Origin of the sequence: Trichodesmium erythraeum IMS101 (assembly GCF_000014265.1) — a bacterium.
GTDB lineage: Bacteria > Cyanobacteriota > Cyanobacteriia > Cyanobacteriales > Microcoleaceae > Trichodesmium > Trichodesmium erythraeum.
The window spans coordinates 5,577,320-5,594,157 of the sequence record NC_008312.1 but is presented as its reverse complement, the minus strand read 5'-3'; the positions used below and the strand labels follow the sequence as shown (position 1 = coordinate 5,594,157).

Below are 16,838 nucleotides of genomic sequence, written 5' to 3'. Positions count from 1 at the left end.
TTATCATCATTTTTTTTTGCTTTTCCCTATCCTGCTCTATACTATCAACTATCAATTCTATTTCTGTCAAAGCCTCTTTTATCCATAAATATTCGTTTTCTTTTTCCGAGAATTCCTCTAGTAAACTAGATGGTAATAATTACCTCAAAATATCTATCCAAATCCTGAAAAATATTATTTGCTGTTGATGAGCTAACTCCAAATATTGCTCCTAGTCGCTGAAATTTTGGTACATGATGCAAATAATATAAGGTCAACATTATCTCTTCTGTCTTGCTGAAAGACTTTTTTATTCCTCCTCCTGCCTTGATTAACCTTTTTTCTTGGCTAGCGATCGCCTAACTATTAACTGAAAAGAATTTTATGTTTGGCCAAATTTTAGACTTCATAGCTTGATTCGCCTCAGAGGATCCCAGCAGGTTTTAGGAGAATTGGACATTTCCACTTTGTCAACTTTCATCTATCAAAGACAATGCCTGGCTGATGCTCCTGGACAAAACATCACTGCTTTTTATACGTCGAGTTCTATAGCTGCTTCCTCACCATCTGAGTTTGAATCATTATTCAAAGAAGTCTTTTCTAATGCGGGAATAGAAATAAAACCCTCTACTCAAAAAACTAAGTCTTCTTCAATCCAACTCCTCTAAATCCAAAGCTTCATAGAAATGACTCAACGAATTCCCTCCACAACTTTATACTTGACACAAAACACACCTCTGCATCAGAAATATCACATAATGTCCAGAAGCAAGATTCAATAGGACAAAAAGAGACTCCATAGCTAAAATTGTTCTACCTTCCTCTCAACCACATCCTTATTTTGACGAAGAAACACTGTGTCAACTCAGTACTTCTATTTCTCAGTTTGGCGTACTTGAACCATTATTAGCACGATCTACCGACAACAATTTATACGAGTTGGTTGCAGGTGAAAGGCGTTTAAGAGCTTCAAAAATAGCTGGACTAACTTCTGTCCCTGTAGTTATCCGCTCTCTCAATGATGAGGATGCCTGCCAATTATCTTTGAGAGAAAATTTATTAAGAGAAGGCCTCAGTCCTCTGGAAGAAACTGAAGGGATTTTACAATCATTAGCTATTCAGCGCGATTGATGATCGGATTACTATATATGATTGTCAAAGTAGTAACAGCAGGAATAGCATTAATATCTCTACTTTTGAGCCTTATTTTTACTCCTTGGAGTATAATTTTACTGTTTGTAGTATCTTTGGTGATATTCCAAGTCCCTTTGTTGAATTATTAGGAAAGAATACTTGGTATAGCACATTGAAAAATACTGTTCCCGTAGCATTTCAAAGCTGAAAATTCATTGAGCAATTACTTTTAACTTTTAATTTTTCTGTAGCCCAATAGCATCCTAATTTTCATCAAAAAATAAATAAATTTATCTACCTGAAAATACAGGTAGATAAATTTAATTTGATTAGGACTTAAGCAAACTAACCAATAAATAGGGTTGACTGCCCAAATAGTTAGCTTTCAAATGACGAAATCTTGCGTCATAACTCAGTTTATGCCTAAGTTCTGCCTAGAGAAAATAAATTCCTAATAGGCTTCTTCTTCAAAAGGTTCTCAAACCCTTATTTCCCCTTAAAAACTGGTATTTTTAGATAAGTATAATAGCTCAATAACCATCAATAACCTTAGAAGGCAAATATTATTTTTAGAGCTTATTTTTAGAGGTTATCAGGCAAACCAGTCTTTTTATTATCTACAGCAAGAGTAACTCTTCCCCATCCTGCCTCAGAGCCCATATCAACCCATATTTGCTCAAGAAGGGTAAAACTATAAGGATCATACGCAGCATAAGCACCTATTTCATAATTATTACTAGCACCATACCTGATACCATAAGGATCATGAACAAAAACTTGCTCTTTATCCAGATCAAATCCTGTTGCTACAACTATATGTCCGCTACTCTTATAAGCTACTCCTATAACTACTGGATACCCAGCCTTTAGACAAAGTATTAAATCAGCAATAGAGAGTGTATAGTTAAACTAAGTAAACCCATTTCCGGTTGCCCTTTATAGAGTCTGCTTGTCTTCAGAACCGGACGTGAGACTTTCACCTCATCACGGCTCCTCTCCTAAACGCCCCAAAGTCATGGGTACATCCTTAAAATTTCACCTTAGACCTAATGAGTCCTAATGGTTAACTCCTTTTAAATCCTCGGCACTCTTAACGTCGTGGCAATTTAGGTCTAACACCTGTTGATTTTTATAGGTGTTGTTACCGCCTTTAGACCTAGGAATGATTTGGTCAGCCTCAATTATATCCGTTGGTCAAAAGTGTCATCCACAAAATGCGCATTTATTCTTTTGCTGTTTTAACAGCGTTGAGACTTCTTTCCTTACCCCTGGATATTTACCTGTTCTGGTACTCCAATAATTCCAGTCACCATCATAGGGAGCTTTATTACCCATTAACTTAATATGCCCAACTAAGTATGTACATCTGAGTGTTTATCTAACATATATTTGCCGGTATCAAGAATCTAGTTATCATTCTCAATTTTTAGGAAATACCTTTTCTTTACCCAAGTGTGGTTCTTATTTGGATACCAACGACCTTGCCCAGTGCCTTATGGGTTTCCATAGAAGCATATCCATTTTATGGAATACCTTTTTACTGACTATGGTTGAGTAGTAGTTAGCCCATCCTCTAATTACCAAATTTAGTTTTGCTATTAAAACTTCAACTGGTACAGTTATACAAGAGTCACATATATCTGCTAGTTTCCGATAATAAGTTTTCATACTCTTTGCATATGGTTAAATCAAAGTTTTATATCCATTTTTAGCTGTCTTTACCTGACCTTACCTAAGATTGAAACCCAGGAAGTCAAATCCGGGTTTGTTCCCTTCATATTCTTCAAGAGTGTGGGCAATTTTAGTTTTTTCTAGTCTTAGATATAATCCTACTTGGTTTAACCATTCCTGTATTAAGGCTTTTGCTGGTAGCACTACTTTGATGTCCTCATGTAGGATTACAAAGTCATCAGGATAGCCTATTAAGGATAGGCTGTGTCGTTAATCTCATTTTGTCTGTTTTCCCACTTGAATATTTTAGAGGGAGTTTTTCGACAAATTCCATTAGCCTTTATTCCATAAAGTGTAGGACTATGTTTGCACTTTAGAGGTCAGACAACCCCTACCTTTGGTTAACCAACCCCATCCCTTCATTAGGAGGGTAACAAGAGGAGTAGGTCAAATTAATTGTTGTCAAACACTCCAGACATTAACCATTTTTTGATTAATTATCTATATGATGTTCTACCAATTTTTCTTAGCAGTGCATCATAGTATATCCAGTCAAAACACTTAAATATATCAGCACCCAGAACATACTTTGCTATTAGGTTCAAAATGTGCCTCCCTCAAAAGGTTCCATACCAAACTTAATCAAGGGTTGTAACCCCCTATCATACATCCTTGGGATGCCTAGCGATCGTTTTTCATCTTTACCTAGTTTTGGTATCGGTGACTCTAGGGTGAGACTTGCTTTAAGGTAGCCTGTGTTTAATAAGTCAACCAAGTTAAATGCCTGCATTGGAGAAAGGTTTTTTCATCCCATCTACACCCGCAGTTTTCTTCCCTTGATTATCCTGAGTCACACCCCTAACAGCTAGTAACCTTAGGTAATAACTTTTGCTCAGAAGCCTTTGGTCTTTGCGCATCTTAAGGATTTTGCCACGGCTGGATGCTCTGTAAATTAACTTTTGCAACTTAAATACATTCTTCAGGGCCCGTTTCCAATTAACGTCTTTCCACTTGAGATTGGGATTGACACTCACTTGGGACGTTATATCATCTGTATCCCATGCCACGCTTAAAAAGGGCTTTGAATTACAAGGCTTTCTTTTTAGTGTTTTAGCTTTATTCATCACTATTAATTACTTTACATTACGTCTAACAGTGGGTACGTCTGCATAGATATGCTTTTTTACCCAATCCTACTCTCCCTAAGACCTACAACCCTATGCGTAGATTGACCTTGAATGGCTTCCTAAGTTCTCGACCTATATTCTTAGGTGTCTTAGAGAGGTTTTCTCGTTCCCTTACGCCTTTTATTACGACTGATTTAGCGGGGTAAATTCTCCCGGAGGGTTCTGTATGGTTGCTAATGACTACTTTTCTACATAGTCATCCATTGACCCCCTGACTCTATAAGCCCTACATTCCATAGCTATCTTCGGAATGGTCAACTTTAACGAGAGTTTCATTACCTTCCTGTTCGTCCACATTTCAGCCTCTGCTAGCAAACTCACTCTTTTGATAGTTAGAGCTTTGTCCGCATTTAGACCAGCTTCGGAGATTGATGTTCAGTCTCTACTCCGTGACCTATGCTTTCTACCCAGCAACAAGGCGGTGGAATTTCACCACTAAGGACATAAGAGTTATCCACAAGTCGAGGTTATCCTCATATATTGACTAGGGATGGCCATTTATATCTAGTTTCCTAGTTTATTAGCCAACGAGTCGCACAGAAAAATAAGTTTCTACTCCGAAATCTCTTAATGCTTTAGTCTGGTTAAACTAAGCCAGGTAAGTTACCCTACCCGACTCGTCTTCAGAACCGTGCGTGAGACTTTCACCTCACACGGCTCCTCTCTTAGACGTCCTTTTTCATAGGTACATCCTGCTTCAGAATCAACATATCATCAACCCATTGATATCCTTCGGGAACTTCCCTTGGCCTGAATTCAGGATATGTCTCTTTGTCTGATGCAGTTTTACTGTCGTGACAATGTCGGTGCAACAGTTGTTTGTTTTTATATGTGTTGTCACCACCTTCAGATCTTGGTTTTATATGGTCTACTTCCCATTTGGTCGTTTGACCTGAAGGTTAGCCCACAAAATGCGCATTTATTTTTCTGCCGTTTTAGCAGCGTTGTGACTTCTTTCCTTACGCCTGGATGTTTGCCAATTCTACTACTCCAATAAGTCCAGTTACCGTCTAATGGGGATTTATTACCTTTCACTTTGACGTGTCTTATTATAGGCACGTCAAGGTGTTGGTTGAGTATATATTCGCCATCATTAAGTATCCAGTTCCTGGTTTCTTTGTAGCGAGGGAAATACTTTTCTTTAACCCACTTGGCCGACTTGTTCGAGTGCCTCCTACTTGCCCATCGACCTAGCCTTTTCCACAAAAGCATATCCAACTTATTGAATGTACTCTTACTAACTATGGCGGAGAAGTAATTGGCCCATCCCCTTATTATCGGATTGAGTTTAGCTATTAAAGCTTTTGCGGGGGCGGTTTTGTTCTTGTCACATCTATCCGCCAGTTTCCGATAATGAGTTTTGACACTCTTGGATGATGGTTTGATTATTGTTTTGAATCCTTGATTGGTTGACTTAACTTCATATTGCCTGATGTTGAACCCCAGAAAGTCAAATTCGGGTTTATTTCCTTCGTATTCTTCCAGGGTGTGAGCAATCTTGGTTTTTTCTGGCTTTAGCTCTAATCCTACCTGGTTTAACCATTCCTGTATTACGGTTTTTGCCTGCATTACTACTTTGATGTCTTCGTGTAGGATAACGAAGTCGTCAGCATAGCGTATTAAGGATAATGCCTGTTTATTGTCACGCTTTTTACCCGGTAGAGTTTCGGCGTATTTTTCTAGACATTTTTCCATCCCGTGTAAGGCGATGTTTACTAGTAAGGTTGATATCACCCCTCCCTGTGGTGTACCTTCCAGAGTGTCTGAGAATTGTTTGTTATCGAATACCCCGGATTTGAGCCATTGTTTAATTAGGCGTCTGTAGGGTGTTCGTCCTATTTTTCTCAACAACGCATCATGGTTAATTCGGTCAAAACATTTGGATATGTCAGCATCTAGAACGTATTTTGGTTTTTTGTTGATGCTGACATAGATTGCTGCAATAGCATCATGTGTTGACCGTCCTGGTCTCAAGCCATAGCTGTTAGGTTCAAAGTGTGCTTCCCATTCTGGTGACCTACCTAGCTTTACCAGGGCTTGTAATGCACGGTCGTACATTGTAGAGATTCCGAGCGGTCGCTTTTCATCCTTTCCTGGTTTTGGTATCCAGACTCTACGGGTTGGGCTTGCTTTGAAGCGATGTCTCTTTAATAAGTCTACCAGGTTAAATCTCTGCATAGAGGGTAAATTTTTTATACCATCTATACCCGCAGTTTTCTTACCCTGATTGTCCTGAGTTATGCGCCTAACAGCTAGCAACCTAGCGTAATAACTTTTGGTCAGAAGTTTTTGGTATTTACGCACCTTGCGGATTTCGCCACGGCTGGATGCTCTGTAGATTAATTTTTGCAACTTAAATACATACTTTTCTACCTTCTTCCAATTGATGTCTTTCCATTTGAAATTAGGATTAACACTACATGGGTTTGGTATATCGTTTGTATCCCACGCCACGCTTAAAAATGGTTTAGGGTTTCCCAAACATCTTTTTAGGGTTTTAGCTTTATTCATTGCTAATTATTACTCCACATTACGTCTAACAGTGGGTACGTCTGCTCAATGAGCTTCTTACCCAATCCTACTCTCCCCAAGACCTGCAACTTTGTGCAGATTGACCTTGAATGGCTTCCTAAGTTTTCGACCTATATACTTAGGTGTCTTAAAGAGGTTTCCTCGTTCCCTTATTCCTTTATTACGGCCAACTTAAGTGGGGTAAACTCCCCCGGAGGGTGCTATATGATTGTTAACATAAGCAAAGCAATACTTATGTTCGTTGACCCCCTGACTTTCGTCCTACATCCCATAGCTACCTTTGGAATGGTTCGACCTCACGGGAGTTTTATTACCTTCCTGTTCGTCCACTTGTCAGCCTTTGCTTGCGGTATCGTTCCTCGGTAACTGGTATTTTCCCGCTTTTAGACCAGCTTCAGGGATTGATGTTCAGTCGCTACCCTGTGGTCTATGCTGTCAACCCAACAACAAGGCGGATGGAATTTCACCACCAAGGTAATAAGAGTTATTCACAAGTCGAGGTTGTCCTCATGTGGTGACTTGGAACGGCCATGTATACCTAGTTTCCTAGTTTAGTGGCCAACGAGTCGCACTGCATCATGGTTAGTGGTATCACCATATTTTACTAATTTTTCCCCATAAAAACTTTCAAATTCTTCGTAATTATCAATTTTTGATTCTTTTACTAACTGTGGCTTTAAAGCCGCTAAGAACATAGAACAAGAAGTTAAATTACACTGGCGACTTCCTGCACCAAAAAGCAAAGTTGAATTATCTAATTGAGAGAAATAAGGCACATCTAGCTTTTTCACCCGCTCATTTTGTGGTTGCTCTAATTTTAGGTGAGGTGTATAAGCATAAACTTTTTCAAGAGAGGTCTTTCCATCAGCTGCTAATTTTGACTTTTCTAATGTAAGTAAAGTATGTTGTTTAGCATCTGGAAATACTCCCTTTACCTTGATTTTGTCTTCCTGTCTGACAAATATCTTCTGATTGTTCGACAATTCTGAAGATTGTATAGGTTTGGATTTTAACCAAGTTGAATTGGTAAAACTTACAGTAGTAATTTCCATTGTTTCCTCCATTTTATTTTGATGAAACTCAATATTTTCTGCAGGCTTACAAAATAGTTTAGCTTCAGCATGTCTGCGTCTCCGCAAACCCTCTTCAGCAGCAGAACCAGGGTTTCGATATTTTTCAAATTGCTCTGTTATCCAACCTTGATCTTTCCACCTAGAAACAGTATCACAAACCCTTGTAATAGACTGGAAATTCGCTCCACCATAAAAATTTGCACCCAAGTTGTAGGCAAAACTATAAAGTGCTCCCTTTTGATTTTGATTCATCTGAGACCAAGTAGGTATTCTTTCTAAGGCAGGTTTACAAATTTCTTCAACTTCCCAGGCTAAATACTTCTGTGCTTCAACAGAAGTAATAATATCGTTTCTTTGAACTTTACTGTTAAACTAAGCCCAGTAAGTTACCTTACCAGACTCGTCTTCAAAACCGTGCGTGAGACTTTCACCTCACACGGCTTCTCTCCTAAACGCCCTAATTCAAGGGTACATCCCTGTCTTAGCGTCATCCATCCATAAATAATTATCAGGTAATTCCTGTAACTTCAGTTTTAGACAACTATTGTAATCTAAGACAGTTTTAGTATCGTGGCAATTTTGTGCAACAATCATTTATTCTTACATTTGTTGTCACCACTTTTAGACCCAGGCATTATATTCTCTACCTCTATTAGGTCAATTGGTCTTAAAGTTAACCCACAAAATGCGTAACTATTTTTCTAACTTTTAAGTAGTTTTTTAACTTCGGTTTTTACAGTTCTACTAAACTTATCCAAACTTACCTGTGGAATTGTATAAGCTTTGGAGCTAGCTTCGGTGTTTTACCCATATACCGCAAACCGCAGTCTGTAAATTATCTTCGCTATTCAGGCAACAACATCGCAAGGAAGATCAAGCTATTTCTTCACATAGTTTTCACTCATTACTCATACCGCTACAATATTGCTATGTATGTGTAATTTTAAATAAGTAAACCTTACAGTGAAGTTCCCCTGTAGTGAAAGTAAATTTTTCATCCCATCCACTCCAGCAGTTTTTTGATCTTGTTTGTCCTGTATCACGCACCAAACAGCTAGTAACCTAGGGTAATAACTAGAAGTCAGAAGTTTTTAGTATTCAGGCATATTGGGGATTTCGCCACAGCTGGATGTTCTGTAAATTAACTTTTGCAACTTAAATACATTCTTGAGAACACCCTTGCATTCTATGTCTTGCCACTTAAGATTGAGACATACAGAGAATTGTAAAGGTGTATCGTCTGTATCCCATGCCACACTTAAAAATGGTTTAGAATTACCATTATGTCTTTTTAGTGTTTTAGCCTTATTCATCACTAATTGTTACCTTACATCACGTTTAACAGTGGGTACGTCTGCTAATTATACTTTTTACCCAATCCTACTCTCCCTAAGACCTACGATTTTTTTGCGTAGATTTACCTTGAATGGCTTCCTAAGTTATCGACCTATATACTTAGGTGTCTTAAAGAGGTTTCCTCGTTCCCTTATGCCTTTGTTACGACTGATTTAGTAGGGTAAAATCTCCCGGAGGGTTCTTTACAGTTGTTTGATAACAACAATGGCATATTGTTATCCATAGACCCTCTGACATTCGTCCTACATTCCATAACTACCTTTGGAATGGTCATATCTGACGAGAGTTTTATTACCTTTCTGTTCGTCTACTTGTCAGTCTTTGCTAGAAGTCTCACTTATTTGGTAGTTAAAGCTTTGACCTCGTTTAGACCAGCTTCAGGGATTGATGTTCAGTCTCTACCCTGTGGCCTACGCTGTCAACCCAACAACAAGGCAGTAGGAATCTCACCTACAAGGTCATAAGAGTTATTCACAAGTCGAGATTATCCTCATGTGTTGACTTGGAACAGCCATTTATATCCTAGTTCAAGGTTTAATGGCCAACGAGTCGCACACCATTGGGATACTTGGTAGTTCCATAGCCAATTGTAGCAACTTCCCACCCATAAATGGGATCGGCATACGCTTGTGCTCGGCCATCAGGAAGTTCTTTCCCATACCCCTCAAATTCCTTAATTAAATCAAGGCCGCTTTGAGGAATTAGATTTTTTTCGTCCACAGTTTATATCCTCAGTAAAAACATCTGTTTACAGTATTATTTAATTCAATATAATTACATTATATCCGAATAATTTTAATGTCAATTTACTTGAGTATAGCTACACATCATACTCAATAATGAAATTATATAATCTTACCAAGATTAAGTAATGTAGGCTAATAAAATTGGTATGACTTATATTGGTGATCGATCTTTTTCAAAATCATGCCCGCGCTTCAGGAACGCCCTAATTTCTATTTTATATTCATCTGATTGCATTACTCTCTTCCCGCTAGAAAATTACCTATTATGTAATAATATATATTACGTGATAAATAATAAGGAATGAATCATGATTAAATCTTTAGGGAATAGAACTTTTAGGTTAGGCGATCGCCAATTATATTTAGAATTGTGGTCATAATTTTACTACAAGTGTCAAAAAGAATATTTAAGGAAAAGATTATTGGCAATTAAATACTTGTATGAAGGAAAAAATAGAGCAGAAGTATCAGATTTATTAGATTGTCATTACCAAACTTTATCTACTTGGATAGATAAATTTTTAGAAGGAGGGTTAAAGAATTTAATATAACTAATCACTCACCAAGTATCATCAAGATTAAATATAAAACAGAAATAGGAATTAAAAATAATGATACTGGAAGAATTACCCAGAGATTATGTGGTAGATAGAAACAAATGGAGCTGGTAAAATTATTAGTAATGTTATTGAATTAAGATGGGGAGTAAAACTGAAAACAACAAGAATATATGAAATTTTCAATGAATTAAATTTATCAGCTCAAAAAGCCCATAGAAATTATCCTAATACCAGCCAATAACAGTAAAAGATATTTATTTTAAGTCTCAAAAAATTGGTATCTAAAATAAAGAAAGAAAAAATAGTATTTTTTGATGAATTTGCTGTTTATGAGCGCCCAAGCATTTTTTACGGATAGGCAAAAAAAAAGACAGGTCCTGAAGTAGCCAGTAATGAGAAGGGATGTAGAAATAAACTGAATGGAATGATTTCAGTTGATGCCTTTACAGCTCAAGAGTCTTTAAAATTAAAAGAAAAATCTAAAGCAGAGGAAGTTTCGGATTACTTTTTACAATGAGATCAAGATTTTTTAACAGAATGATTTGATAAATTGACTATTATTTTAGATCTGGACTCGACAGATAAAAATAAAATGAAATCTCAATTAAAATTTCATCTCATTAATGCTCAAATATTCAGATAAAATTGTTGTAGATTTTATTCATACTCCAACATATTTTCCTAATTTTAATTGAGTTGAATATATTATTCATATTTTAAGACTTAAACTGTTGCATCACCTTTCCTGGGATATAAATATTCAACAATTTTAAGATAAATTAGAAAATTTTTTTCAATTTAATCAACTTCAGACACCTGAACAAATGCAAAATATAATTCGGCATATTTGCGTACTTTTAGCATGGCTAGATTAAAGTATAAATAACTACCAATAATTGTTCTGATAAATATTCTTTTTGAGGTTTGTATTATAGTTTTTGCCGTAATTCAGTGTCTAAGATCGCGATCATTGAACCATTATATCGGATAAAGGTTTTATTGTTTTGCTGCTCTAATTGGCTTTTGTAATATTTATACTATATAATTGTTAATCTTCTAGCGGGAAAGAAGTAATTGCTAAAAACTAAGTAATCAAGACTTTGGTAAAGTTTACAAATTATCTTTTATTTGATTATATTTTTAACTATTTTACCCATTAGCTTAAATGAAAAAGTAATCAAATCAGGTAGTAGCACTTTAGCACTTAGTAAATTGGTGATCGCCACGACCCCATTCTTAATAAGCTTTCTTTTATTTTATGAAATTATTATTCAATTTATTATCTCAAATTATTATTATATCTACTTTATAACTTGCTTGTTACCCCCAGAATCAAATTAGACATAATCTAATACTATCAAAATATAGCAAATCTAAATCGAATCATTTAAAATTTCTATATCACTAAAGTTGATCATAATCAAAAAAGCCAAAGGTTATTTATCAAACTTAACCTTACTTATAACTTCTCTATAAATTAGTAATATTACTTTTCATCATCAAACAATGCCTACAATTAAGTTTTTTGAAGACAAAAAAAAATAATGTAGCAATATTTTTCATAATTGGTATTAAACAAACTTTTTGATCTTAAGTCCAAATGCCATGAATGATCGCCAAAATATTCACAATACCTCAATTATTCACGGTCTCACAAAAGACCAAGTCATAAATCTTCGTGCTGTCGGTCGAGGAAATAATATCAAACTAGACACAAGTCGCTCCTACCGCCAGATATTAAAAGAAAACTTATTTACCTTTATTAATACCGTTTTCCTTAGCATTAGCCTAGTTTTAATTTCTCTTTCTCGTTATGGTGATGCTTTCCTGGTAATCATCGTTATTTTAGGTGGTGTCATAGTCAGTGTTTGCCAAGAAATATGGGCGAAACAAAAATTAGATCAAATTGCCTTATTAGCTAGACCATTAGCTACAGTTATAAGAGAAACTAAACAACAAAACATAGATCCCAGTGAGATCGTCGTAGGAGATATATTAGTAGTCCATTCTGGAGATCAAATAGTAGTAGATGGACAAGTAGTAGGAAAAGGGCAAATAGAAGTAGACGAATCACTCCTAACAGGAGAATCAGATCTAGTTCCTAAACAAGCAGGCCAGCCAGTTTATTCTGGTAGTTTCTGTGTCAGTGGCACTGCTCATTATGAAGCCCAAAAAGTAGGAACCGAAAGTTTTGCCTATCAACTAACAGTTAGTGCCAGAGCATTTCGCCAAATTTATACCCCTCTCCAACAGGAAATTAACCTAGTCATCAGAGTCTTTTTACTCTTATCATGCTTTCTCTGGATACTAGTTTCCATTAACTGGTACTTTGGATTTTATAAATTTGTTGACACTGTTCAATATGCTGCTGTAATTGCTGGCTTAGTACCAAGTGGACTTTATTTAGCCATCACTCTTGCTTATGCTTTGGGTGCAGTCAAAATGGTGGGACAGGAAGTCCTAATTCAGCAAGCTAATGCTGTTGAATCATTAAGTAATGTAGATATTTTATGTTTGGACAAAACTGGAACGTTAACCACTAACCATATTAGTTTACAAGCAATTTATCCCATAGGAATTGATGAAATCAAGTTGGAAAATATATTAGGTGAATATGCAGCCAGTACCACTTCTAAAAATAAAACTATTGAAGCTCTAGAAAGGGTCTTTCCAAGACCTAAACGTTCTCTAACCTTTGAAATTCCTTTTGCTTCAGCTCGTAAATGGAGTGGTATGAGCTTTGCCACTGAAGAGCAAAATTCACCATCTGGGACATACATTCTAGGTGCTCCAGAAATATTAGCTGAAGTTACACCTCTTAGTAGGAAATTTACTCAGCAAATTCAAAAATTAGCACAAAAGGGATTCCGGGTACTTTTATTTGCCTATAACCCCAACATCAGTAGCTTAGACCAGGATTTAGAAAAACTACAATTACCTACAGAACTTTTTCCCTTGGGAATTATTAGCTTTCAAGATGAACTTAGGCCGGAAGCTCGTGAGACTATAGAAGGTTTTTCAAAAGTAGGAATAAAAATCAAAGTGATTTCTGGAGATAATCCTCAGACTGTAGCTACTTTGGCCTTGCAAGCAGGACTTAGTTCTAATATCCAAGTTATTTCTGGTTCTGAATTAGCTAAACTAGACGAAGATCAGTTTATTCAAGCAGCAAAATCTAAGACAATTTTTGGCTCTGTCACTCCTAAGCAAAAAGCTAAACTGATCCATAGTTTTAAGAAACAAGGTCATTATGTAGCTATGATCGGAGATGGGGTTAATGATGTTCTATCTTTGAAAGAAGCTAATTTAGCGATCGCTATGGAAGGAGGTAGTAAGGCGACTCGTAGCGTGGCAGATATTGTCCTGTTGAATAATTCTTTCGCCTCTTTGCCCCATACTTTTTTGGAAGGACAACGTATTCGTAATAGTATACAAGATGTATTGAAATTATTTATGATTAGGGTATTCTGCGTAAGTATATTAATTTTTTCTACAGGATTTATTGGTGGATTTATCGGTGGTACTTTCCCACTATTAAATAAACATAGTGCAGTTGTAACTCTAATATCAGTAGGATTTCCTACTTTTTGTATTCCAATATGGGCTAAACCAGGAATCTTACCTCGACGTAGTATGATACGCTCCTTACTACATTTTACTTTACCTGCTACTTTTAGTCTTACTCTTGTAGCCTTACTAGTTTATCTAACCTATTTAGCAATACCATTTTCAGGAAATGAGTTAGTTATCGACCTTGACCAAGTTAATGAGTTTCTTTCTGTTCCTCGTAGTGCCCTAGTTACAATTATGATTTTATGTGGTCTATTGTTAGTACCTTTTTTGAAGCCTCCAACAAAAGCTTGGGTAGGTGGAGAAACTTACAGTGGTGACTGGCGGTATACTTTTGTTGCCTTAGCTTTACTAGGAGTTTATATAGTCATTTTAGCCGTTCCCCCTCTACGTCAATTTTTTGAACTATCTTTACTAAGTACTCATGATTATCTTGTGATTATTTGGGTAGCTTTAGTTTGGTGTTTATTACTACGCTATGTATGGCGAACCAAACTTCTAGATAAATTTTTAGGTGTCGATCTTAGTTAATTTGTAAGGATTTAGCTATTAGCAAGAACCCTCAGCAATAGTAATGCAGGGATTTTAAAGACTCGGTTGACAATACTTTTAAGTATAGTGAGTTGCAGTTTAATATTAATCTCTGTTCCATAAACTAGTAAAACTTTGTACTTCTAGAACTTCAAAACGGCCTTGACATCCTTCCCGGCTGTTAGACACCGGGAAACAACCTAGCTATAGGCCTGATAATAGTTTTTCACAGCGAGCCTAACCCACTCTAAAGAGCAGGGCTTTTTCATTCTCCAAAATTAGTAGTCAATTTTTGAAGAAAAGTCATGTTTTTCCTTCCTAATATTGCTCGATTATAATTTAATTGATTCTGATTTTTTCAGACAATAACTTTCTCTATTTTTTGATATTAAAAACTTAATCTAATGCTTTTTAAAGAATATATTATCGTTTTATTATCATTTTTTATATAATTTTTTTTACTAAAAATATATTTTTATTGTCTATTTAAGTAGAGAATGCTAATTTTTTTTTCCAATTATTTCCTGACCAATATATTCCTTGTTTTATTGAGTCAAAACCAAAACTTCGGTAAACATTCATAATTATTGTGTACAAAAGTGAAAGATTTCGAGCTACTTGTAGTTATCTTATCTTTGATTTATCTTCATTAAAAATCACATCTTTTACCCAATGTAATTGATTTTCTATTAACCAATGTCCTCTGATTTTTGAAGCAATTTTTTTTGAGATTAATACTTTACTACTAAAATAATACAAAGTTTATTCAGACTTTTTATTTTCTGTTATTCCTGTTATTTCTGCCTTTATAAAGCTTTGAATATGAAGATAATTTTTATATTTAATATTTTCGGCTTTAAATATCCTAAATGTGTTCTTTTTTTTTTGAGAGTAACACTTTACTACTAAAATAATAAAAAGTTTATTCAGACTTTTTATTTTCTGTTAGTCCTGTTCTCTCTACCTTTATAAAGCTTTGAATATGAAGATAATTTTTATGTTTAATATTTTCGGCTTTAAATATCTTAAATGTGTTCTTTTTTTTTGAGAGTAACACTTTACTACTAAAATAATAAAAAGTTTATTCAGACTTTTTATTTTCTGTTAGTCCTGTTCTCTCTACCTTTATAAAGCTTTGAATATGAAGATAATTTTTATGTTTAATATTTTCGGCTTTAAATATCCTAAATGTTTTCTTTTTTTTTGAGAGTAATACTTTACTACTAAAATAATAAAAAGTTTCTTCAGACTTTTGCTTTTCTGTTAGTCCTGTTATTTCTGTCTTTATAAAGCTTTGAATATGAAGATAATTTTTATGTTTAATATTTTCGGCTTTAAATATCCTAAATGTTTTCTTTTTTTTTGAGAGTAATACTTTACTACTAAAATAATAAAAAGTTTCTTCAGACTTTTGCTTTTCTGTTAGTCCTGTTATTTCTGTCTTTATAAAGCTTTGAATATGAAGATAATTTTTATGTTTAATATTTTCGGCTTTAAATATCCTAAATGTTTTCTTTTTTTTTTTGAGAGTAATACTTTACTACTAAAATAATAAAAAGTTTCTTCAGACTTTTGCTTTTCTATTATTCCTGTTCTTTTTGCCTTTATAAAGCTTTGAATATGAAGATAATTTTTATGTTTAATATTTTCGGCTTTAAAGATCCTAAATTTTTTCTTTATTTGGCGCCCATGAATTTTTTATATTTCTTGATATCTACTGATAGAGTCCTCTACTTTTGCTAAGTATTTTAAGCGATTAAATAAATTGATTTGGTTAGCTTTTACTGTAGTTAAATAATCATTTTTACTTTCAATTACTATCTGAGTTGTTTGTTTATTGCAATGAAGTGCATACAAAGTAAATGTCTTATTCTATAAACCGCTATCTCTTATCAGCTTTTGCACTTGCTTAATTTATTAACTTTTTTTATTCTCAAATGTTTTTGAAACCCCAATTAGTTTTGTTTCCAGACTAAGCCCTGATAGTATTACTAACATATTTTGTCCGTTTTGTTCATAATTGATAAAAGTATTTTTTAAGCTTTTACCATCAACTGCAATCCAATCCTCTTGATACTATGAATAATTAGCTGATATTATTTCATAAAAAAATTGTATCTCTGATTCTTTTACTCCTATCATAACTCTCCTAAGAGTACTACATGGAGGTAATTTTTTTGAGGGTATACTTAATATATTTATTAGTTACTCATGATTGTTATAACTAAACATTTCTATTTATTTATAACTACAATTTCCGGTTAAAAGACTTAAGACTATAATGCTTAAGACTACCCAAATTTTATGTCTTTTACCCTAATTTTTCTGGAATTACTTGAATTTTTTCAACCTCTCAAATGTAGTATTAATCATGATGTATTTAAAATAAAAGTTAAGCCATCTTTTTTGATAAAATAAAAAAATAGTGCTTTGATTTTTTTGGCGATCGCTGAAAATGAAAAGGTCCTGGTCTAAAGAGGGGCATGGCTGTTTCATTTC

Annotated in this window: 14 protein-coding genes and 2 pseudogenes; 4 read left to right on the top strand and 12 right to left on the bottom strand. The window is 34.8% G+C overall.

The window, feature by feature from the left end; genetic code table 11:
* Positions 1-125: 125 nt before the first annotated feature.
* Positions 126-260, bottom strand: coding sequence for a transposase family protein (locus TERY_RS37345; protein WP_370495753.1), 135 nt, complete (start codon positions 258-260; stop codon positions 126-128).
* Between the two features lie 171 nt (positions 261-431).
* Between TERY_RS37345 and TERY_RS17485 the strand changes: the two genes are divergently transcribed.
* Both TERY_RS17485 and TERY_RS31095 read left to right on the top strand, forming a co-directional pair.
* On the top strand, positions 432-647 hold the full coding sequence (locus TERY_RS17485) for a hypothetical protein (protein ID WP_155994476.1): 216 nt from the start codon (positions 432-434) through the stop codon (positions 645-647).
* A gap of 130 nt (positions 648-777) precedes the next feature.
* On the top strand, positions 778-1,110 hold the full coding sequence (locus tag TERY_RS31095) for a ParB/RepB/Spo0J family partition protein (protein WP_081432481.1): 333 nt from the start codon (positions 778-780) through the stop codon (positions 1,108-1,110).
* 585 nt (positions 1,111-1,695) lie between these two features.
* Here TERY_RS31095 and TERY_RS31090 read toward each other — a convergent pair.
* The 11 genes and pseudogenes from TERY_RS31090 to TERY_RS17445 form a co-directional block, all read right to left on the bottom strand.
* Positions 1,696-2,004: a C39 family peptidase gene (locus TERY_RS31090; RefSeq protein ID WP_081432560.1), complete on the bottom strand. Its 309-nt coding sequence runs from the start codon at positions 2,002-2,004 to the stop codon at positions 1,696-1,698.
* Between the two features lie 165 nt (positions 2,005-2,169).
* Entirely contained in the window at positions 2,170-2,277 is a 108-nt protein-coding gene (locus TERY_RS35315; protein ID WP_370497266.1) for a hypothetical protein, read from the bottom strand.
* Positions 2,278-2,316: 39 nt separating this feature from the next.
* Positions 2,317-2,448 carry a hypothetical protein gene (locus TERY_RS37340; protein ID WP_370495751.1) on the bottom strand — a complete coding sequence of 44 codons (132 nt, stop codon included), beginning with the start codon at positions 2,446-2,448 and terminating at the stop codon, positions 2,317-2,319.
* 126 nt (positions 2,449-2,574) lie between these two features.
* A complete protein-coding gene (locus tag TERY_RS33440) occupies positions 2,575-2,781 on the bottom strand; it encodes a group II intron maturase-specific domain-containing protein (protein WP_155994475.1) in 207 nt (68 codons plus the stop codon).
* A 60-nt stretch (positions 2,782-2,841) separates the two neighbouring features.
* Complete coding sequence (locus TERY_RS33435; RefSeq protein ID WP_011613034.1) at positions 2,842-2,988, bottom strand: reverse transcriptase-like protein; 147 nt, start codon at positions 2,986-2,988, stop codon at positions 2,842-2,844.
* A gap of 397 nt (positions 2,989-3,385) precedes the next feature.
* Positions 3,386-3,559 carry a hypothetical protein gene (locus tag TERY_RS37335; protein WP_011613033.1) on the bottom strand — a complete coding sequence of 58 codons (174 nt, stop codon included), beginning with the start codon at positions 3,557-3,559 and terminating at the stop codon, positions 3,386-3,388.
* Between the two features lies 1 nt (position 3,560).
* Positions 3,561-3,851, bottom strand: coding sequence for a reverse transcriptase N-terminal domain-containing protein (locus tag TERY_RS37330; protein WP_370495748.1), 291 nt, complete (start codon positions 3,849-3,851; stop codon positions 3,561-3,563).
* A gap of 723 nt (positions 3,852-4,574) precedes the next feature.
* Positions 4,575-6,482, bottom strand: a pseudogene (ltrA, locus tag TERY_RS31065) (group II intron reverse transcriptase/maturase).
* A gap of 572 nt (positions 6,483-7,054) precedes the next feature.
* Positions 7,055-7,828 (bottom strand): glycoside hydrolase family protein, encoded by a 774-nt coding sequence (locus TERY_RS35310; protein WP_011613030.1) that lies wholly within the window; start codon positions 7,826-7,828, stop codon positions 7,055-7,057.
* A 210-nt stretch (positions 7,829-8,038) separates the two neighbouring features.
* The gene (locus TERY_RS37325; RefSeq protein WP_370495746.1) at positions 8,039-8,170 is read right to left on the bottom strand and encodes a hypothetical protein; all 132 of its coding nucleotides are present in this window, start codon (positions 8,168-8,170) and stop codon (positions 8,039-8,041) included.
* A 1,296-nt stretch (positions 8,171-9,466) separates the two neighbouring features.
* Positions 9,467-9,652: a hypothetical protein gene (locus TERY_RS17445; RefSeq protein WP_044136897.1), complete on the bottom strand. Its 186-nt coding sequence runs from the start codon at positions 9,650-9,652 to the stop codon at positions 9,467-9,469.
* A gap of 445 nt (positions 9,653-10,097) precedes the next feature.
* Here TERY_RS17445 and TERY_RS28550 point away from each other — a divergent pair.
* Positions 10,098-10,229: pseudogene (locus TERY_RS28550) on the top strand (helix-turn-helix domain-containing protein); the annotation flags it as partial.
* Positions 10,230-11,843: 1,614 nt separating this feature from the next.
* Positions 11,844-14,339, top strand: a complete 2,496-nt coding sequence (locus TERY_RS17440; protein WP_011613029.1) for an HAD-IC family P-type ATPase — start codon at positions 11,844-11,846, stop codon at positions 14,337-14,339.
* Positions 14,340-16,838: the final 2,499 nt, after the last annotated feature.

Excerpts from the sequence above, each read along its gene's own strand:
- TERY_RS37345 (WP_370495753.1), bottom strand. The coding sequence starts at position 260 with ATGTTGACCTTATATTATTTGCATCATGTACCAAAATTTCAGCGACTA.
- TERY_RS37340 (WP_370495751.1), bottom strand. The coding sequence starts at position 2,448 with ATGGGTAATAAAGCTCCCTATGATGGTGACTGGAATTATTGGAGTACC.
- TERY_RS33440 (WP_155994475.1), bottom strand. The coding sequence starts at position 2,781 with ATGAAAACTTATTATCGGAAACTAGCAGATATATGTGACTCTTGTATA.
- TERY_RS35310 (WP_011613030.1), bottom strand. The coding sequence starts at position 7,828 with ATGAATCAAAATCAAAAGGGAGCACTTTATAGTTTTGCCTACAACTTG.
- TERY_RS37325 (WP_370495746.1), bottom strand. The coding sequence starts at position 8,170 with ATGATTGTTGCACAAAATTGCCACGATACTAAAACTGTCTTAGATTAC.
- TERY_RS17440 (WP_011613029.1), top strand. The coding sequence starts at position 11,844 with ATGAATGATCGCCAAAATATTCACAATACCTCAATTATTCACGGTCTC.